Annotated in this window: 15 protein-coding genes; 5 read left to right on the plus strand and 10 right to left on the minus strand. The window is 68.2% G+C overall.

All coding sequences use genetic code 11. The annotated features are described in order from the left end of the window. Window positions 1-174 precede the first annotated feature (174 nt). The 4 genes from ACZ3HL_RS16350 to ACZ3HL_RS16365 all read right to left on the minus strand — a co-directional run bounded on the left by ACZ3HL_RS16350 (window position 175) and on the right by ACZ3HL_RS16365 (window position 4,194). Complete coding sequence (locus ACZ3HL_RS16350) at window positions 175-1,245, minus strand: Glu/Leu/Phe/Val family dehydrogenase (RefSeq protein ID WP_465531742.1); 1,071 nt, start codon at window positions 1,243-1,245, stop codon at window positions 175-177. A gap of 158 nt (window positions 1,246-1,403) precedes the next feature. Next, window positions 1,404-2,597, minus strand: coding sequence for a kynureninase (locus tag ACZ3HL_RS16355; protein ID WP_465531744.1), 1,194 nt, complete (start codon window positions 2,595-2,597; stop codon window positions 1,404-1,406). After that, window positions 2,594-3,376, minus strand: coding sequence for a tryptophan 2,3-dioxygenase (locus ACZ3HL_RS16360; protein WP_465421658.1), 783 nt, complete (start codon window positions 3,374-3,376; stop codon window positions 2,594-2,596). Before ACZ3HL_RS16360 ends, ACZ3HL_RS16355 begins: the two co-directional genes overlap by 4 nt. Beyond that, entirely contained in the window at window positions 3,373-4,194 is an 822-nt protein-coding gene (locus ACZ3HL_RS16365) for a PaaX family transcriptional regulator (protein ID WP_465531746.1), read from the minus strand. Before ACZ3HL_RS16365 ends, ACZ3HL_RS16360 begins: the two co-directional genes overlap by 4 nt. 48 nt (window positions 4,195-4,242) lie before the next feature. Between ACZ3HL_RS16365 and ACZ3HL_RS16370 the strand changes: the two genes are divergently transcribed. Genes ACZ3HL_RS16370 through ACZ3HL_RS16385 form a run of 4 tightly spaced genes read left to right on the plus strand, consistent with a single transcriptional unit; the run spans window position 4,243 to window position 7,980 of the window. Further along, window positions 4,243-4,968: a creatininase family protein gene (locus ACZ3HL_RS16370; RefSeq protein ID WP_465421654.1), complete on the plus strand. Its 726-nt coding sequence runs from the start codon at window positions 4,243-4,245 to the stop codon at window positions 4,966-4,968. After that, window positions 4,965-6,467 carry a benzoate-CoA ligase family protein gene (locus tag ACZ3HL_RS16375; protein ID WP_465531748.1) on the plus strand — a complete coding sequence of 501 codons (1,503 nt, stop codon included), beginning with the start codon at window positions 4,965-4,967 and terminating at the stop codon, window positions 6,465-6,467. The genes ACZ3HL_RS16370 and ACZ3HL_RS16375 overlap by 4 nt, the downstream gene beginning before the upstream one ends. After that, window positions 6,464-7,156, plus strand: coding sequence for an SDR family NAD(P)-dependent oxidoreductase (locus ACZ3HL_RS16380; protein WP_465531750.1), 693 nt, complete (start codon window positions 6,464-6,466; stop codon window positions 7,154-7,156). The genes ACZ3HL_RS16375 and ACZ3HL_RS16380 overlap by 4 nt, the downstream gene beginning before the upstream one ends. Then, window positions 7,153-7,980 (plus strand): enoyl-CoA hydratase family protein, encoded by an 828-nt coding sequence (locus ACZ3HL_RS16385; protein WP_465421648.1) that lies wholly within the window; start codon window positions 7,153-7,155, stop codon window positions 7,978-7,980. The genes ACZ3HL_RS16380 and ACZ3HL_RS16385 overlap by 4 nt, the downstream gene beginning before the upstream one ends. A gap of 377 nt (window positions 7,981-8,357) precedes the next feature. On the opposite strand, the gene ACZ3HL_RS16390 is transcribed toward ACZ3HL_RS16385, so the two are convergent. Then, entirely contained in the window at window positions 8,358-9,611 is a 1,254-nt protein-coding gene (locus ACZ3HL_RS16390) for an HNH endonuclease signature motif containing protein (RefSeq protein ID WP_465531752.1), read from the minus strand. A 271-nt stretch (window positions 9,612-9,882) separates the two neighbouring features. Next, a complete protein-coding gene (locus ACZ3HL_RS16395; RefSeq protein ID WP_465531753.1) occupies window positions 9,883-10,845 on the minus strand; it encodes a helix-turn-helix transcriptional regulator in 963 nt (320 codons plus the stop codon). Between the two features lie 62 nt (window positions 10,846-10,907). Between ACZ3HL_RS16395 and ACZ3HL_RS16400 the strand changes: the two genes are divergently transcribed. Then, the gene (locus tag ACZ3HL_RS16400) at window positions 10,908-11,378 is read left to right on the plus strand and encodes a VOC family protein (RefSeq protein ID WP_465421644.1); all 471 of its coding nucleotides are present in this window, start codon (window positions 10,908-10,910) and stop codon (window positions 11,376-11,378) included. Here ACZ3HL_RS16400 and ACZ3HL_RS16405 read toward each other — a convergent pair. The 4 genes from ACZ3HL_RS16405 to ACZ3HL_RS16420 form a co-directional block, all read right to left on the minus strand. Next, window positions 11,370-12,287, minus strand: a complete 918-nt coding sequence (locus tag ACZ3HL_RS16405) for an SMP-30/gluconolactonase/LRE family protein (protein WP_465531755.1) — start codon at window positions 12,285-12,287, stop codon at window positions 11,370-11,372. The two genes, ACZ3HL_RS16400 and ACZ3HL_RS16405, sit on opposite strands and share 9 nt — an antisense overlap. 173 nt (window positions 12,288-12,460) lie before the next feature. Continuing rightward, a complete protein-coding gene (locus tag ACZ3HL_RS16410; protein WP_465531757.1) occupies window positions 12,461-13,117 on the minus strand; it encodes a histidine phosphatase family protein in 657 nt (218 codons plus the stop codon). Beyond that, complete coding sequence (locus tag ACZ3HL_RS16415) at window positions 13,118-14,182, minus strand: phosphotransferase family protein (RefSeq protein ID WP_465531759.1); 1,065 nt, start codon at window positions 14,180-14,182, stop codon at window positions 13,118-13,120. Beyond that, entirely contained in the window at window positions 14,179-14,931 is a 753-nt protein-coding gene (locus ACZ3HL_RS16420; RefSeq protein ID WP_126735513.1) for an SDR family oxidoreductase, read from the minus strand. Before ACZ3HL_RS16420 ends, ACZ3HL_RS16415 begins: the two co-directional genes overlap by 4 nt. Between the last annotated feature and the right edge of the window lie 93 nt (window positions 14,932-15,024).

The following is a 15,024-nucleotide window of genomic DNA, read 5'->3' on the forward strand; positions in this document are numbered from 1 at the left end:
TTTTGTGCTTGGCGTTGTAATGGCAATTCTCGTATGTTTTTTTTTTGTAATTGTGGCTTTCGCAACCCCCGGCCGCACAGGTCCGCACCGTTCCGGGAGGCGGCACAGCAAAGGTCCCTTCCTTGCGGAATTCGCAAGGAAGGGACCTTTCCTGGCGTCGTGGGGAGGGAGCGGCTACACCGTCAGGATCGACCGCAGTCCGCCGACCTCGGCCATCCGGCGCTCGGCCAGCCGGTCGGCCGCCGTCGCCGGCGGCACCCCGTCGGCCTTGGCCAGCGCGAAGACCGCCTTGGTGGTGTCGAAGATGGCCGTCGTCTTGCGCTTGGCCCGCGCGAAGTCGAAACCGTGCCGCTCGTCGTCGACCTGGATCACGCCACCCGCGTTGACCAGGTAGTCCGGCGCGAAGAGGATGTCGCGGTCGTCGAGCTGCTTGCCGATGCCCGGGTGCGCGAGCTGGTTGTTCGCCGCGCCGCAGACGATCTTGGACCGCAGCAGTCCGACGGTCTCGTCGGTCAGCACCCCGCCCAGCGCGCACGGCGCGAAGACGTCGAGCTCGGTGCGGATCAGCGTGTCGAGGTCTTCGACGACCTCGACACCGGGGTACGCCGCGCGGGTGCGTTCGATCGCCGCGGGTGAGACGTCGGTGATGACCACCTGCGCGCCCGCCTCGATCAGATGCCCGACCAGGATGTGCCCGACCTTGCCGACCCCGGCGACGCCGACCTTGCGGCCCGCGAGGTCCGGGACACCCCAGACGGCGTCCGCGGACGCGCGCATGCCCTGGTAGGTGCCGAAGGCGGTGAGCACCGAGGAGTCGCCCGCGCCGCCGTTCTCCGGCGAGCGGCCGGTGACGAACTCCGATTCGCGGGCGACGATGTCCATGTCCTGCACGTAGGTGCCCACGTCGCAGGCGGTGATGTACCGGCCGCCCAGCGTCTGGACGAACCGGCCGAAGGCGCGAAGCAGCGCTTCGGTCTTGTGCTTCTGGGGGTCGCCGATGATGACGGCTTTGCCGCCGCCGAGGTCGAGCCCGGCGAGCGCGTTCTTGTAGGCCATCCCCTTCGACAGCGCGAGGACGTCCGCGAGGGCCGCGTCCTCGGATTCGTAGGGGTAGAAGCGGGTCCCGCCCAGCGACGGCCCGAGCGCCGTCGAGTAGATCCCGATGATGGCCTTCAGGCCGGTGGCCTGGTCCTGGCAGAAGACGACCTGTTCATGGCCGGTTCCCTGGCCGAACACTTCGGTCACTGTGGTGACTCCTTGTCCTGGAGTGCACGCTGCTTGTGGCTCACGTGCGAAGTTCCTGCAACAAGGCACAGTCCCCGACGAAGGTCGTCCGGCGGCGACGGTGCCACATCGCAAACCTAGATCGCCCCGGTCCGTTCGCCAAGCCGGGGCGAACGGTCTCAGCCGTCGACGACCTCTTTGAGGACGTCGAGCGCGGAATCGAGCTGCCGGTCGGACAGATACGGCGCCGGCCCGAACCTCAGGTACGCGCCGCGGCTGTCGGTCCGGACGCCGCGTTCGTCGAGGGCGGCCTGCAGCGCTCCGGCGTCGGCGCACTTCAGCGAAAGGAATCCGCCGATCCGGTCCAGCGGGGTGTCCCGGTCACGGGTGATGACGTCCTCGGGCAGCCCCAGCTTGTCGAAGCCCTCGGCGAGGTGGCCCACCTGGTGCCGGGAGACCTCCCGCAGGAACTCGGGGGTGAGCCCGTGCTCGGCGAAGAACCGGAAGACGCGGGCGCCCCGGTAGTGGCTGGTCGGGTCGTAGGTCGCTCCGGCGAACCGGTCCGATCCGGAGGCGTAGGCGATTTGACCGGGCCGGCGCGCGTCCGCGAGCGCGCCGAATTCGGCGTACCAGCCGGTGACGACCGGCCGCAGTTCCTGCGCGTGCGCGGGCATCCGCAGGAAGCAGTTGCCCTCGCCGAGCTGGAGGTACTTGTAGCCGCCGCCGAGGACCCAGGCGTTGGTGAGCCCGAGGTCGTGCAGCGAGAACGGGACGACGCCGAGCGCGTGGTAGGCGTCGACGACGAGGTTCACCGACTTCGAAAGGCAGACGTCGGCGAGATGCGCGAGACCCGGCACGAGGCGGGCGGTCTCGAACAGCACCGCCGAGACGAGCACGGCGGCGGTGTCTTCGGTGACCTCGGCCGCGACGCGTTCGGCCAGCGTGGAGACCGGCGCCGCGGGGACGCGGACGACCTCGACCCCTTCCTCGGCCAGCCTGCCCAGCTGACGGCGAAGCGTGTGGAACTCGCCGTCGGTGGTGACCAGCCGCGGACGCCGCGGCAGGTCCATCGCCGAGAGGAACCGGATCACCAGATCGTGCGTGCTGGCGCCGAGCGCGATGTCGCCGTGCGGGTCGGCGAGCAGCGCCCGGAACCCGGACCGCATCTCGTCCGCCTTGGCGAAGGCCCGCGCCCATTTGGTGTCGACTTCCTCGGCAGCGTCGGCGAAGGCTTCCAGGAGACCTTCGCGCGCGACGTCCGGCCAGGCCTGGTGCGAGTGCCCGGTGAACAGCATCCGGTCCGCCACACCGAATTCCGTGTAGTGCGCCGCGAGCGCGTTGGGGTCGCGGCGGAGATCGCCGAGGTTCGTCAAAGCCTGCTCCGCACAGCCCAGAGATCCGGGAACATCGGGGAGAAAAGCGTCGTACGCAGATAGTGCGCTCCCGACGAACCTCCCGTCCCGGTCTTGTCTCCAATGGTCCGCTCGACCATCTTCACGTGCCGATACCGCCACTCCTGCATCCCTTCGTCCAGATCGACCAGGTGCTCCGCCACGACGGACGGCCCGGTGTCGTCGCGGTAGACCCGCAACAGAATCTCTTGGAGCGCCGGAGAGGGTTCGAGTGGCTTGGTGACATCGCGCCCGGTCGGGACGTCGTACCCCTTCACCGCGAGGTAGGTGACGAAGGAGTCGAAGAGCGACGGCCGTGCCATCGCGTCCGAGATCTGGGCACGCTGGTCACCGCCTTCGGGGTAATGCGCGAACACCCGCTCGTCCCGGCGGCCGAGGACGGCCTCCAGAACACGGAACTGAGCCGACTGGAACCCGCTCGAAGCGTCGAGTCGCGCACGGAAACTGGTGAACTGGCTCGGAGTCATCGTCTCGAGCACATCGATCTGCGCGACCACCACCTTGAAGATAGTCAGGATTCGCCTCAGTGTGCGGACAGCGTGAGCGGTGTTACCCGCTTCGAGTTGCTCCTGCAGGTAAAGCGCCTCGTGGAGAACTTGTTTGAACCAAAGTTCATACACTTGGTGGATCACGATGAAGAGTAATTCGTCGTGCTCGTCGGACCGCGGATGCTGTGCGTCCAGCAATTCGTCGAGCGAAAGGTAGGATGTGTAACTCAATGCGGCCTGAGTGTCGTTCATTTTTCTGTCACCTCGTCGAAATGGCGTTGCGCCGCCGGGGCGAGCGCGTGATAGAGATCGTGGAACACCTCGACCGCGGCCGCCCGGCTCGGCGGAGCGGGTACCAGCCCGACCGGGAGCTCCGGATCGAGTGACGGGAACGCGCGGAACGTGTGCGTCAGCCAGGTCCGGACCCGGAACGCCTCGGCGTCGGGCAGGTCTTTCGGATACCCGCCGAACTCCCGGACGAACGCGTCGTACCGCGCGGCGAGGCCATCGAGGTTCCAAGCCCGCGCGGCGAAACGCCGGACGTCGAGGCCCGCCGACGGTTTCCCGAGCATCAGCCCGGCGTGTTCGGAGACGTCCAGTTCGGCCAGCAGCGCGAGCACCTCGGCCTCCCGGTCGTGCGGGGCGATCCAGGTGCCGTCCTGGACGGGGCCGAAACCGAGGAAGCGCAGGCGCCGCACCAGCCGTTCCCTGGCCTGGCGGCGGCTCTCCGGGATGCTCTGCCACAGCACGGTCCACTCCCCGACCTCGCGTTCGCGCCTGCCGAGCGAGAAGATCCGGCGGTCGCCGTCCTCCAGGAGCGCGATCGTGCGGCGGGTCAGCGAGTAGTGGACGAGCCTGCCCGCCTTGTGCCTCGCGAGCAGGTCGCGGCGGGCGAGCCTGGCCAGCGCGATCCGCGCGGCCCCGTCCGAAAAGCCGAGCCCGGCGAGCACGCCGACCAGGCCGCCGGACCAGACACGACGGCTCTCGCGCGGCGACACGTAGGTGCCGAGCAGCGTCATCACCAGTTCCTGGGGACCTGGGTCACCGTGGGGCGCGGCCGATTCGGGCATGCGAGCAACTCTATACACCTCAGGCCGCTGCGGTGTAGCTTGACTCGGGTGACGTACTTCGCGGAGTTGAGCTCACCTCAGGTCGCCGCGCTCGCGTCCGACGAGCGCGTTCCCGTGCTGCTGCTGCCGGTGGGCGCCGTCGAGCCGCATGGACCGCACGCGCCGCTGGGCACCGATCCCCTGATCTCCCGCGGGATGTGCGAGCGCGCCGCCGCGCGGCTGGCGGGTGATCCCGGTGTCCGGGTGCTGATCCTGCCCGAGGTGCCGTACGGGGTGACCCGGCTCGCCGGCGGGTTCGCGGGTGGCATCTCGATCGGCGAGGAGACCCTGTACGCGCTGTTGACCGAGATCTGCGGGGCGCTCACCGAACAGGGACTCACCCGGATCCTGCTGGTCAACAATCATTTCGAACCGGCGCATCTGGCGGTGCTGCGGCGCGTGGCCGAGACGCCGGGCGTCGCCTTCGTCGACCTGGTCCGCCGCCGGTACGCCGAGCGGCTCACCGACGAGTTCCGGTCCGGCGAATGCCACGCCGGGCAGTACGAGACGTCACTGGTGCTCGCCGACCGGCCGGACCTCGTCGACGCCGCCGTCCAGCGCGACCTTCCCCCGGTCCACGTCGACCTGGCGCGCACCACCATCACCGACTTCGCCTCGGCCGGGATGACCGAGGCCTACTGCGGCACGCCCGCCCAGGCGAGCGCCGAAGAAGGCGAGAAGACGTTCTCGGTGCTCACCGACATCCTGGTCGAAGCGATCCGGGAACTGGTATGACCTTCAATCTGGCGACCCATTTCGTCGATCGCCTCCCCGGCGAGCGGACGGCGTTGCTGTGCGGCGACGAGGAAGTCACCTACGCGGAGTTGGCGGCTCGGGTGAACCGGGCCGGGAACGTGCTGCGGGACCTTGGTGTCCGAAGTGGACAGCGAGTTCTGCTGGCGCTGAACGACGGCGTCGAGTTCGTGGCCGTCTGGTACGCGGCGCAGAAGATCGGCGCGGTCACCGCCGAGGTCTATTCCTTCCTCCAGCCCAAGGATTACGCCTACTACCTGGAGTACACCGAGGCCGTCGTCGTCATCGCGGACGGCTCGACGTTGCCCGCGCTGCGGGAAGCCGGGGCGCGGAACCTGCTGGTCGTCGGCGACGTCGCGCTGGAGCCGGGCGAGCACTCGTTCGACTCGCTGGCCGCGTCGGCGCCGGCCGAACTGGAGGCCGCGCCGACCACACTGGACGACGTCGCGATCTGGAAGTTCACCACCGGGAGCACCGGTTCCCCGAAGGCCTGCGTGCATCCGGCGCGCAGCGCGCTGGAGAGCTTCGACCGGTACGCGCTCGGCGTGCTCGGCCTCCGCGAGGACGACCGTGTGCTGGCCGTGCCGAAACTGTTCTTCGGCTACGCGCGCGATCTGACCGCGTTGTTCCCGTTCGGCGTCGGCGCGTCCGGGATCGTGTTCCCGCAGCGCAGTACCGCCGACCTGCTGTTCTCCCTGATCGAACGGTACCGGCCGACGATCCTGGTCAACGTGCCGACCATGATGAGCGCGATGATCGCCCATCCGGCGGCGGTAGGAGTGGACATGAGCTCGCTGCGGCTCGCGACGTCGGCGGGCGAGGCGCTGCCGTCGGAGCTGCATCGCAAGTGGGACAACGTGTTCGGGGTCCCGGTGATCGACGGGATCGGCTCGTCGGAGGCGTACCACATCTATCTCTCCAACGTGCCCGGCGCGCAGCGGGTCGGCAGCCTCGGCCGCGAGGTACCCGGCTACACCGCACGCGTTCTCGACGAGAGCGGCGATCCCCTACCGGATGGGGAGATCGGCACCCTGGAGGTGTCCGGGCCGACCATCGCCCGCGAGTACCACGGCGACCCGGAGAAGACCGCGCGGACGTTCCACGGCGACACCCTGCGCACGAGTGACCTGTTCAGCCGCGACACCGACGGGTACTTCCACCACCACGGCCGCGCGGACGACCTGCTGAAGGTGTCGGGGGTGTTCGTCGCGCCGAGCGAGATCGAAGACTGTCTCATCGGCCATCCCGCGGTCGTCGACTGCGCGGTACTGGGCGTGACGGTCGACGGCCTGGTCGTCCCGCGGGCGTGCGTCGTCCTGGCGGAGGGCGCTTCCGCCACGGCCGAGGAACTGAAAGACCACGCGCGCGCCCATCTGGCGAAGCACAAATACCCGCGCGAGGTGGTGTTCGTGACCGAACTCCCCCGCACCGCCAACGGAAAACTCGATCGGCGCGCCTTGCGCCGGGTGGAGGCAGAGTGAGCAGGATCGTCGTCGTCACCGGCGGGACCCGCGGGATCGGCGCGGCCATCGCCGCGCGGTTCCGGGCCGCCGGCGACCAGGTGCACGCGCCCGGCCGGGCCGACTGCGACGTCACCGACGAAGCAGCCGTCGCGCGGTATTTCGACGATCTCGGCCCGGTGGACGTGCTGGTGAACAACGCCGGGATCTCGGCGAGCGCCCCGCTGGCGAAGACGTCGCTGGAGCAATGGCACACGCAGATCGAGGTCAACGCGACCGGTGCTTTCCTGTGCACACGGGCGGTCCTGCCCGGGATGCGGTCGCGTGACACCGGCCGGATCGTCACCGTCGCCTCGACCGCGTCGCATATCGGCTACCGCTACACGGCCGGGTACACCGCGTCGAAACACGCCGCCGTCGGGCTGATGCGGGCCACCGCCGCGGAACTGGCGGGCACCGGCGTCACCGCGAACGCCGTCTGCCCGGCCTTCGTGCGCACGGACATGACGGCCGCTTCGGTCGCCCGGATCCAGGAACGAACCGGCCGCGACGAGGCCGATGCGGAAGCTGCCCTCGCCGCCGCGTCGCCGCTCGGCCGCCTGCTCGAACCCGACGAGGTCGCCCACGCGGTGACCTTCTTCGCGGCGCCCGAAGCCGCCGCGATCAACGGACAGACACTCGTCCTCGATGGAGGTGGGATCCAGTCATGAGCCCGTTCCGCGCCACGCCGCCGATCACGACGGACTGGGAGCACTTCGAGTTCACCGTGGACGACGGCGTCGCCACGGTCACCCTGAACCGCCCCGGCAAACTGAACGCGCTCACCTTCGACAGCTACGCCGACCTCCGCGATCTGCTGGCCGAGCTGCCGCACCGCGGCGACGTCCGGGTGCTGGTCATCACCGGCCAGGGGCGTGGTTTCTGCTCCGGCGGCGATGTCGAAGAGATCATCGGCGAGTTGCAGAAGATGGAGTCCGCCGAGCTGCTGGAGTTCACGCGGATGACCGGCGCGGTGGTCAAGGCGCTGCGGGAGTGCCCCATCCCGGTGATCGCCGCGGTGAACGGCATCGCGGCGGGCGCGGGTTCGGTGATCGCGCTGGCGAGCGACTTCCGGCTGCTGGCCTCCTCGGCGAAGTTCGCCTTCCTGTTCACGAAGGTCGGCCTGGCCGGCGCGGACATGGGCTCGGCGTACCTGCTGCCGAGGCTGGTCGGCCTGGGCCGCGCGACGGAACTGCTGATGCTGGGCGACAAGATCGACGCGGCTCGCGCGGAGGCGATCGGCCTGGCCTCTCAGGTCGTTCCCGACTCCGACTTGGCTGCCGCCGCCTCTGCTTTGGCGCGGCGTTTGGCCGATGGGCCGGCCTTGGCGTACAGCACGACGAAGGTGCTGCTGACGCGCGAGCTCGACATGGATCTGGGGAGCTCCATCGAGCTGGAAGCGATCACGCAGGCTTTGCTGATGACGGCGAAGGACCATGGGGAGTTCTATGCGGCCTGGACGGCCGGGCGTTCGCCTCAGTGGACCGGTCGGTGAGCTCTTTTCGTTGACGTTCAAGGTGCTGGGCTTTGTCGGACTGGTCGCTGGATCGGTTCCGGCGTGGGTTTCTTCGCGAGACGTGGGCGGGCCCACCGTTCGGGTGCCCGGCGGGCTTCTCGTGGTGGATCAGGCGATCATGGAGCACCGGAATTTGGCGGTGTGGCCTCGTCAGGGATGTCGAGGCCACCGCCTCGTGGAGCCTCTGTAGCGGTGTCTACCTGGAGACGAATGCCTTCGTCGACGAGGCGGCGAGCAAGTCCTGGTCATGGACTGTGTGGATTTTGGGACGTCAGATGTCCCGAATCCACACGGTCACCGACTGCGGGCATGGCGAGGGGCCCGTCGCCGGTGTGGCCGACGGGCTCCTCGGAGGTTCAGCGGTGGTGCAGGGTGTTGCGCCGGGGTTGTCGAAGCGGATCCCGGTACTGAGGCGGGATGAACTCCGGTAGCCCGTCGGCCGCCATCCGTACCGCCCAATCACCGTGATGAATCAGCCGGTGATGGAAACCGCACAGCAGCACGAGATTCCGGAGATCGGTGGGTCCGCCGTCTGCCCAATGGACGATGTGATGGGCGTGGCAGTTCTTCGGTTTCCGATGGCAGCCGGGGAAGGCGCAGCCTCCGTCGCGGATGTTCAACGCGCGGCGTTGGCCTGGGGTGACGAACCGTCGCAGCCGTCCCATATCCAGCGGTTCACCCGAGGCGCTCATCACGATCGGCAGCATCAGGCAGTCGCAAGCGGCGAGACGGGCTTCCCGAGCAGTCATCGTGCCCACGAAGTCGAGACACGCGGTCCCGAGACCCGACTTCAGCTCCTCCAGCCCGATGGTGACATGGACGAGGGTGCGGTAGCCGTTGGTGCCCGGTTGATCCGGGCAGGCGATCGCCAGATCGAGCAGGTCGACCCAGGCGTCGCCCATGCGTTCGCACTTCATCCGCAGATCGGCTTGTCCGAACTCGTCCACCGGGCGCGGCTGAGCATGAGCCTCCAACGCCGCCGCCGTCCGAGCACCGGTCTCATCGTCCAAAAGGCCGGTCAGTTTCCAGAAGCCGTCCTTGCGGCGCTCCAAGGTGATTTCCCGGCGCGGTTCCTTGGGTTCGGGATCTTTCGATTCGTTGCCGTCGGGGTCGAGCCAGCCCAGCAGCTTCGCCTCGGCCTTCGCGAGTCGCCGCGGCCCGGCATCGGGGGCAAGCTCGGCGAGAATCCTGTCCGCCTCCGCCCGATCCTCAGCCGTGGTGTCGGCAGGAAGGTTCTTCAAGATCTCCAGGATCTGATCGATCCGCTCATCCCCCACCAGTCCCTCAGCGGCGACCGCGGCCGTCGCGGGAGCGACCGGCGGAACCTCCGTGCCATCCAAAGCTCGCGTGGGGTTCAACGCGAGGGCACGGTTCACCACCGCGCGTGCTTCCCCGACCGATAGCCCCGCCATATCCGCGAACCACTTATCCGTACGGCCATACCCGTACAAGTCTTTGGGGCCCCGATTCTCGATCTCCGCCAAAAACTGCCCCAAACCGGCAGTGGCCATCCGAATCACCCGCAAAGACTGCTGCACACCATGCGCAAGCTCCAGCTTGCCAGCACGCCACAACTCCTGCGGCAACTCAGGGAGAAAGGTCTCGGACACGTCTCCATAATACCAAGATTCATCGAACACGTGTTCTTAATTTTAAGCGACAAGCGAACGGAACGAACAACACCGAAGAGTGAAACTGCCCCTAGCGCCGCTTCACCCTGCGCAATCTCCGCAATTAGCCGACTAAATGCGAAGGGCGGACCGGCCGCCAAAGCGATCCACCCTCGGCGAGCACGCAGTTGGTCGACTAAATGCAACGATCGTGACCCATCCCAAAGAACATCAAGACACCAAGCCGATTTCCCGAGTGAGACCCCCGCAATTAGTCGGCTAATTGCGGGGAAGAAGCACCAGCCGCGCCCAGCAAACGTTCAGCCAGCGCCCGGCACCGTTCCGCCAACTCCACCGGCTCGATCACCTCGAACGGGTGCCCCAGCAAAACCACATGCATCAGCAGGAAGTCGAGTTCCCCGGCCCCGCTCAGCACCTCGCACCGCGAACGGCCTCGTTCCCGCACCACGGCCGCCGACGCCGGGATCTGCGAACGCACGACCGGAGCGGGCGCGTGCACCAGGAATCGCGCCTGGTGCCGATAGACCCGGCTGGCGATGTTCTCCTGCACGTACGCCGCCGCGTCGGGTGCCGGGCGCGGGCGGAAACGCCACGATCGCGCGGAAACCTCGGTCATCTTGTCGACGCGGAAGGTGCGCCAGTCATCGCGGTCGAGGTCGTAGGCGAGCAGGTACCAGCGCCGCCCGGACGCCACCAGCCGATACGGCTCGACCCGCCGCACCGTGGAACCCGAGGAGGACGGATACCCGAAGCCCGCCTCGACCTCGTCGCGGCACGCGCGGGCCAGGGTCATGAGCACCTCTGGGTCGATCGGCGCGCGGCTTCCGTCGAAGGCGACCACCGAGCCGGACAGCGCGCTCACCTCGTGGCGCAGCCTGGCCGGCAACACCCGGTCGAGTTTCGTCAGCGCCCGCAGTGCGGCCTCACCGCTTCCCGCGCCGGCGAGCAGTGAGACCGCGGTGGCGATCGCCTCCTCGTCGTCCAGCAGCAGCGGCGGCATGTCGTGGCCGGGCCCGAGCTGGTAGCCGCCGCCGACACCGTTGCTGGCCTGCACCGGATACCCGATCGCGCGCAGGCGTTCGACGTCGCGCCGGATCGTGCGCGGGGTGACGCCGAGCCGCTCACCGAGTTCCGGACCGGTCCACACCGCGCGCTGCTGCAGCAGGCCGAGCAGGGTGAGCACCCGCTCGGTCGTCCCGCGCTCGTCCTCCATGTCAGACACTGTGCCAGAGATAGCGGACCGATCCTGTCCGCTAGGCATGTCAGAGTGGTCCCATGAACCGCAAGAGCCGCGAATTCCAGGTCAGCTTCGACGCCCTCGACCCGAAAGCCCTCTCGATCTTCTGGCGCGACGCCCTGGGCTACGTCCACCCCGGCCCTCCCGGGGTGGACGTACCCGAAGGCACCGACCCGCTGGACGCGTGGGACGAGTTCCTCGAGCGTGTCGGCGTGCCCGAAGATCAGCGCAATACCCGCTCCGCCCTCGTGGACCCGGACGGCGTGGGGCCGAAGATCTTCTTCCAGCAGGTCCCCGAGGACAAGATCGCCAAGAACCGCGTCCACCTCGACATCCGTGCCGCGCCCGGCCTTGAAGGGGACGAACGCATGGCGGCGTTCGAAGCCGAATGCGACCGGCTCGTCGCCCTGGGCGCCAAGCGCGTGAAGCGCTTCGAGCCCGAGGAACCGTTGAGCCTCGGGTTCATCGTGATGAACGACCCCGAAGGCAACGAATTCTGCCTAGACTGAGGTGACGGCGATCGCGTTGTCCTCCAGCGAGCCGAAGTAGAGGCTCCCGGCCCGTTCACGGACGCCGACGAGCACGTGGAACCCGTCGATCTCCCCGCGCAGTTCGTGGACCAGCTTCCCCTCCGGAGTCACGCCGCGCACCCCGCATTCCCGCGCGGGTGCGGGCTGCAGGGCGGTCGGCAGCGCCCGGACGCCGGCCCGCAAGGGCGCGGGAAGCTTCTGCACCAAGGAAAGCGCGGGCACCTTCGGGCTCGCCACGGTGATCCAGATCAGCCCGTCGCTGCCGGTCGAGATGTTGTCGGGATAGCCCCACAGGTCGTCGACGAGGTAGTCCCGCGTGCCCGCCTTGTCCCCCGTGAGCCACACCCGCGAGACCCGGTAGGCACCGGTCTCGGCGACGGCCACATAGGACTCGTCGGGCGGCAACGCGACTCCGTTGGCGAACTGGAAACCGTCGGCGAGCTGCTCGATCTTGCCGTCCGGCGTGCGCCGCAGGAGCCGTCCGCCGCCAGTCTGCTCGATCAGGTCGTCTCGCCATTTCTCGATGCCGAAGCGACGCGACGAGTCGGTGAAGTACACCGTGCCGTCGGAGGCGACGGCGGCGTTGTTGCAGAACACGAAGTCGAGCCCCACCGCCGAAGTCGCCAGCGTGGTGACGGGGCCGCCCGCGAGCGGCATGGTGAGCAGACCGGCCTTGGCGTCGCAGATCAGGAGGTCTTCGCCGTAGAACTCCAGCCCCAGCGGACGGCCACCGGTGTCGCCGAGGACGTCGATCCGCCTGCCGTCCGGCGTGACGCGCAGGATCCGCCCGTCGTCGACGCCGGTGTAGATCCGCCCCTGGTCGTCGACCACGACGTCCTCGGGACCGTGCCCGTTGACCGGGATGACCGTGACCTCGCCGAACGCCATCGCGTGTCTCCTAGTGTCGCGCACCGGAATGCGGTGCATGAGTCGGTGGATCCAGGTTTCCGCCGGCGGTGGTGCCGGTTCGTCCTCGTACCGGGTTGTACTCGGGCGAACCGGCGACGCCGCCAGCGGGAAGCTGGGCAGCCGAATCAGGTGCCACATTCCGGTGCGGGACACTAGCGATAAGTGAGCAATTGTGCGGCTTCCGCCTCGAAATGCGGATGTTCGTTGAACGACAACATGGTCACCCCACCGCGGCCGGACACGAGTTTGGTGATGCCCGCGTTCACGGTGACCCGGTTCAGTTTCAGCAGCCCCGCTTCCGGCGTGCCCATGAGCGCGCCGCAGACCGTCGCGATCACGCCGCCGGAGCTGAAGACCACGGCGTGCTCGCCCTTTCCCAGCGACGCCACGACATCGGCCAGCGCACCCTTGACCCGGTCCAGGAACTGCGGCCAGGTTTCCGCGCACGGACCGGAAGCCCCGGCGGCGACCCACGCGTTCAGGGCACCGTCCAAAGCGGCCTGATACGCCCGCGAATCGGTCTGCTGGACACCGGCGGCGTGGTACTTCGCGATTTCGACGTGGTCGTACTCGTTCCAGCGCTCGTCCTCGACGACGGCGATCCCGGAGCCGAGGACCTTCAACGCCGTCGCGGCCGTGTCCCGTTGGCGGGCAAGGGAACCGGACCGCGCCTGGCTGAACTCGACACCGCGGCGCAGCAGTTCCTCACCGACCACAGTGGACTGTTCGAAGCCACGCGGAGAGAGCTGGTCGTAGTTCTCCGCGCCGAACGACGCCTGCCCGTGCCGGACCAGATAGATCGCGCCCATCTACGCGTGTCCTCCTCGGATGATCCGGCGGCAGCGTCCGTCGAGGTAGCCGACGAACTGCCAGAGGTCCTTCAGCGCCGGGTTGGTCGTCTGTCCTTCGTGGAAACGGTAGTAGATCTGCTGGATCACCACCGCGAGCCGGAACAGGCCGTACACCTCGTAGAACGTCCAGCCGCCGATTTCGAGGCCGGAGCGTTCCGCGTACCGCCGCACGAACTCCTCACGCGTGTACATCCCCGGCACATGCGTCGGTTGACGGCGGCTGAGCTTCATGACGTCGTCATCGTCGTCCTGCACCCAGTACGCCAGCGTGCTGCCCAGTTCCATCAGCGGATCGCCGAGGGTGGCCATCTCCCAGTCGAGCACGCCGACGATGTCGAGAGCGTCGTCGAGCACCAGGTTGTCGAGCCGGTAGTCGTTGTGGATCAAGCAGATCCTGACCTCGGACGGCTGATTCTCCTTCAGCCACGCCATCACCTCGGCGCAGTCCGGGACGTTCTCCGTGCGTGCCTTGAGGAACCGCTCCGACCAGCCGCGCACCTGGCGCTCGACGTAACCGGCGCCCTTGCCGAGATCGGCCAGCCCGGCGGCCTCGACGTCGACGGCGTGCAGCTCCACCAGCCTGTCGACGACCTTGCCGCACAGCTCGCGCGCGCCCTCCGGCGGCAGGTCGAGGCCGGCGGGCAGATCTCCGCGCAGGATCAGGCCTTCGAGCCGTTCCATCACGTAGAAGTCGCCGCCGAGCACGGTTTCGTCGTCGCAGAAGGCGAGCACCTCGGGCACGTACGGGAAGACGGGCCGCAACCCCTGCTGGACCCGGAACTCGCGGCGCATGTCGTGCGCGGACGCGGCCTTGTGCCCGAGCGGCGGGCGCCGCAGGATCAGCTCGCGATCCGGATAGGTCAGCAGGTAGGTGAGATTCGAGGCGCCGCCGGGGAACTGACGGACCTCGGGCGGCGCGTCGCCGAGTCCGGGCACCCGTCCCGCCAGCCAGGCGTGCACCGCGGCCGAGTCGAACGAGTCCTCTTCGCGTACCTCGACGGTCTTGTCTTCGGCGACCGTCATCCGAACTTCTTCAGCAAGGGAGCCGGGACGAACGGGAAGAGCTTCGAAAGCACGCTCCACGGCCACGTCGGCACGAACGCCTTCGCCGTCTCGGATTCGATCGCCTTCACCAGCGCCTGCGCGCCGGGCTCCGCCCTGACGGCACCCGGGAGCTTCGAGATGTCTTCGTTCATCTCCGATTCGATGAACCCGGGATGCAGCGTGGTGACCTTGATCGGTGTCTTCAGCAGCTCGATCCGGGTGCCCTCGGCGAACGACGAGATACCCGCCTTCGAGGCGGCGTACGCGGTGGCGTTGCCGGGCACACCGCGAAGCGCGAGGAAGGAGGAAACGACCACCAGGTGGCCGTTCTTCTGCTTGCGGAAGATGCCGACGGCGGCTTCGATCTGGGCGGCCGCGGCGAGGAAGTTCGTCTGGAGGGTCTCGCGGTTGGCGTCGAACCGGCCGGTGCCGATCCGCTGGCCTTTGCCGAGCCCCGCGTTCACGATCACGCGGTCGAGTGAGCCGAGTTCCTCGCGGAACTCCTCGAAGACGGCGAAGACCTGGTCGTGGTCGTTCACGTCGAGCTTCCGGGTGACCACGGTAATGCCGGGGTACGCCTTCTTGAGCTCCGCGGCGAGGGCTTCGAGCCGGTCGACACGGCGGGCGGCCAGCGCCAGGTTGCGGCCTCTGGCGGCGTACTGCCTGGCCATTCCCTCGCCGAGTCCGGAGCTCGCCCCGGTGATCAGGATGTTCTTCCGCAGGACCATGGGCAGGAGCTTACCCGTTGGTAACAAGTCTGGGATCCCCTTGGACACGGGGCTGCCCCCGGCGCCTGGAGTTCGCCGGGGGCAGCTTGTCCG

The organism is Amycolatopsis sp. NPDC000009 (assembly GCF_055563465.1).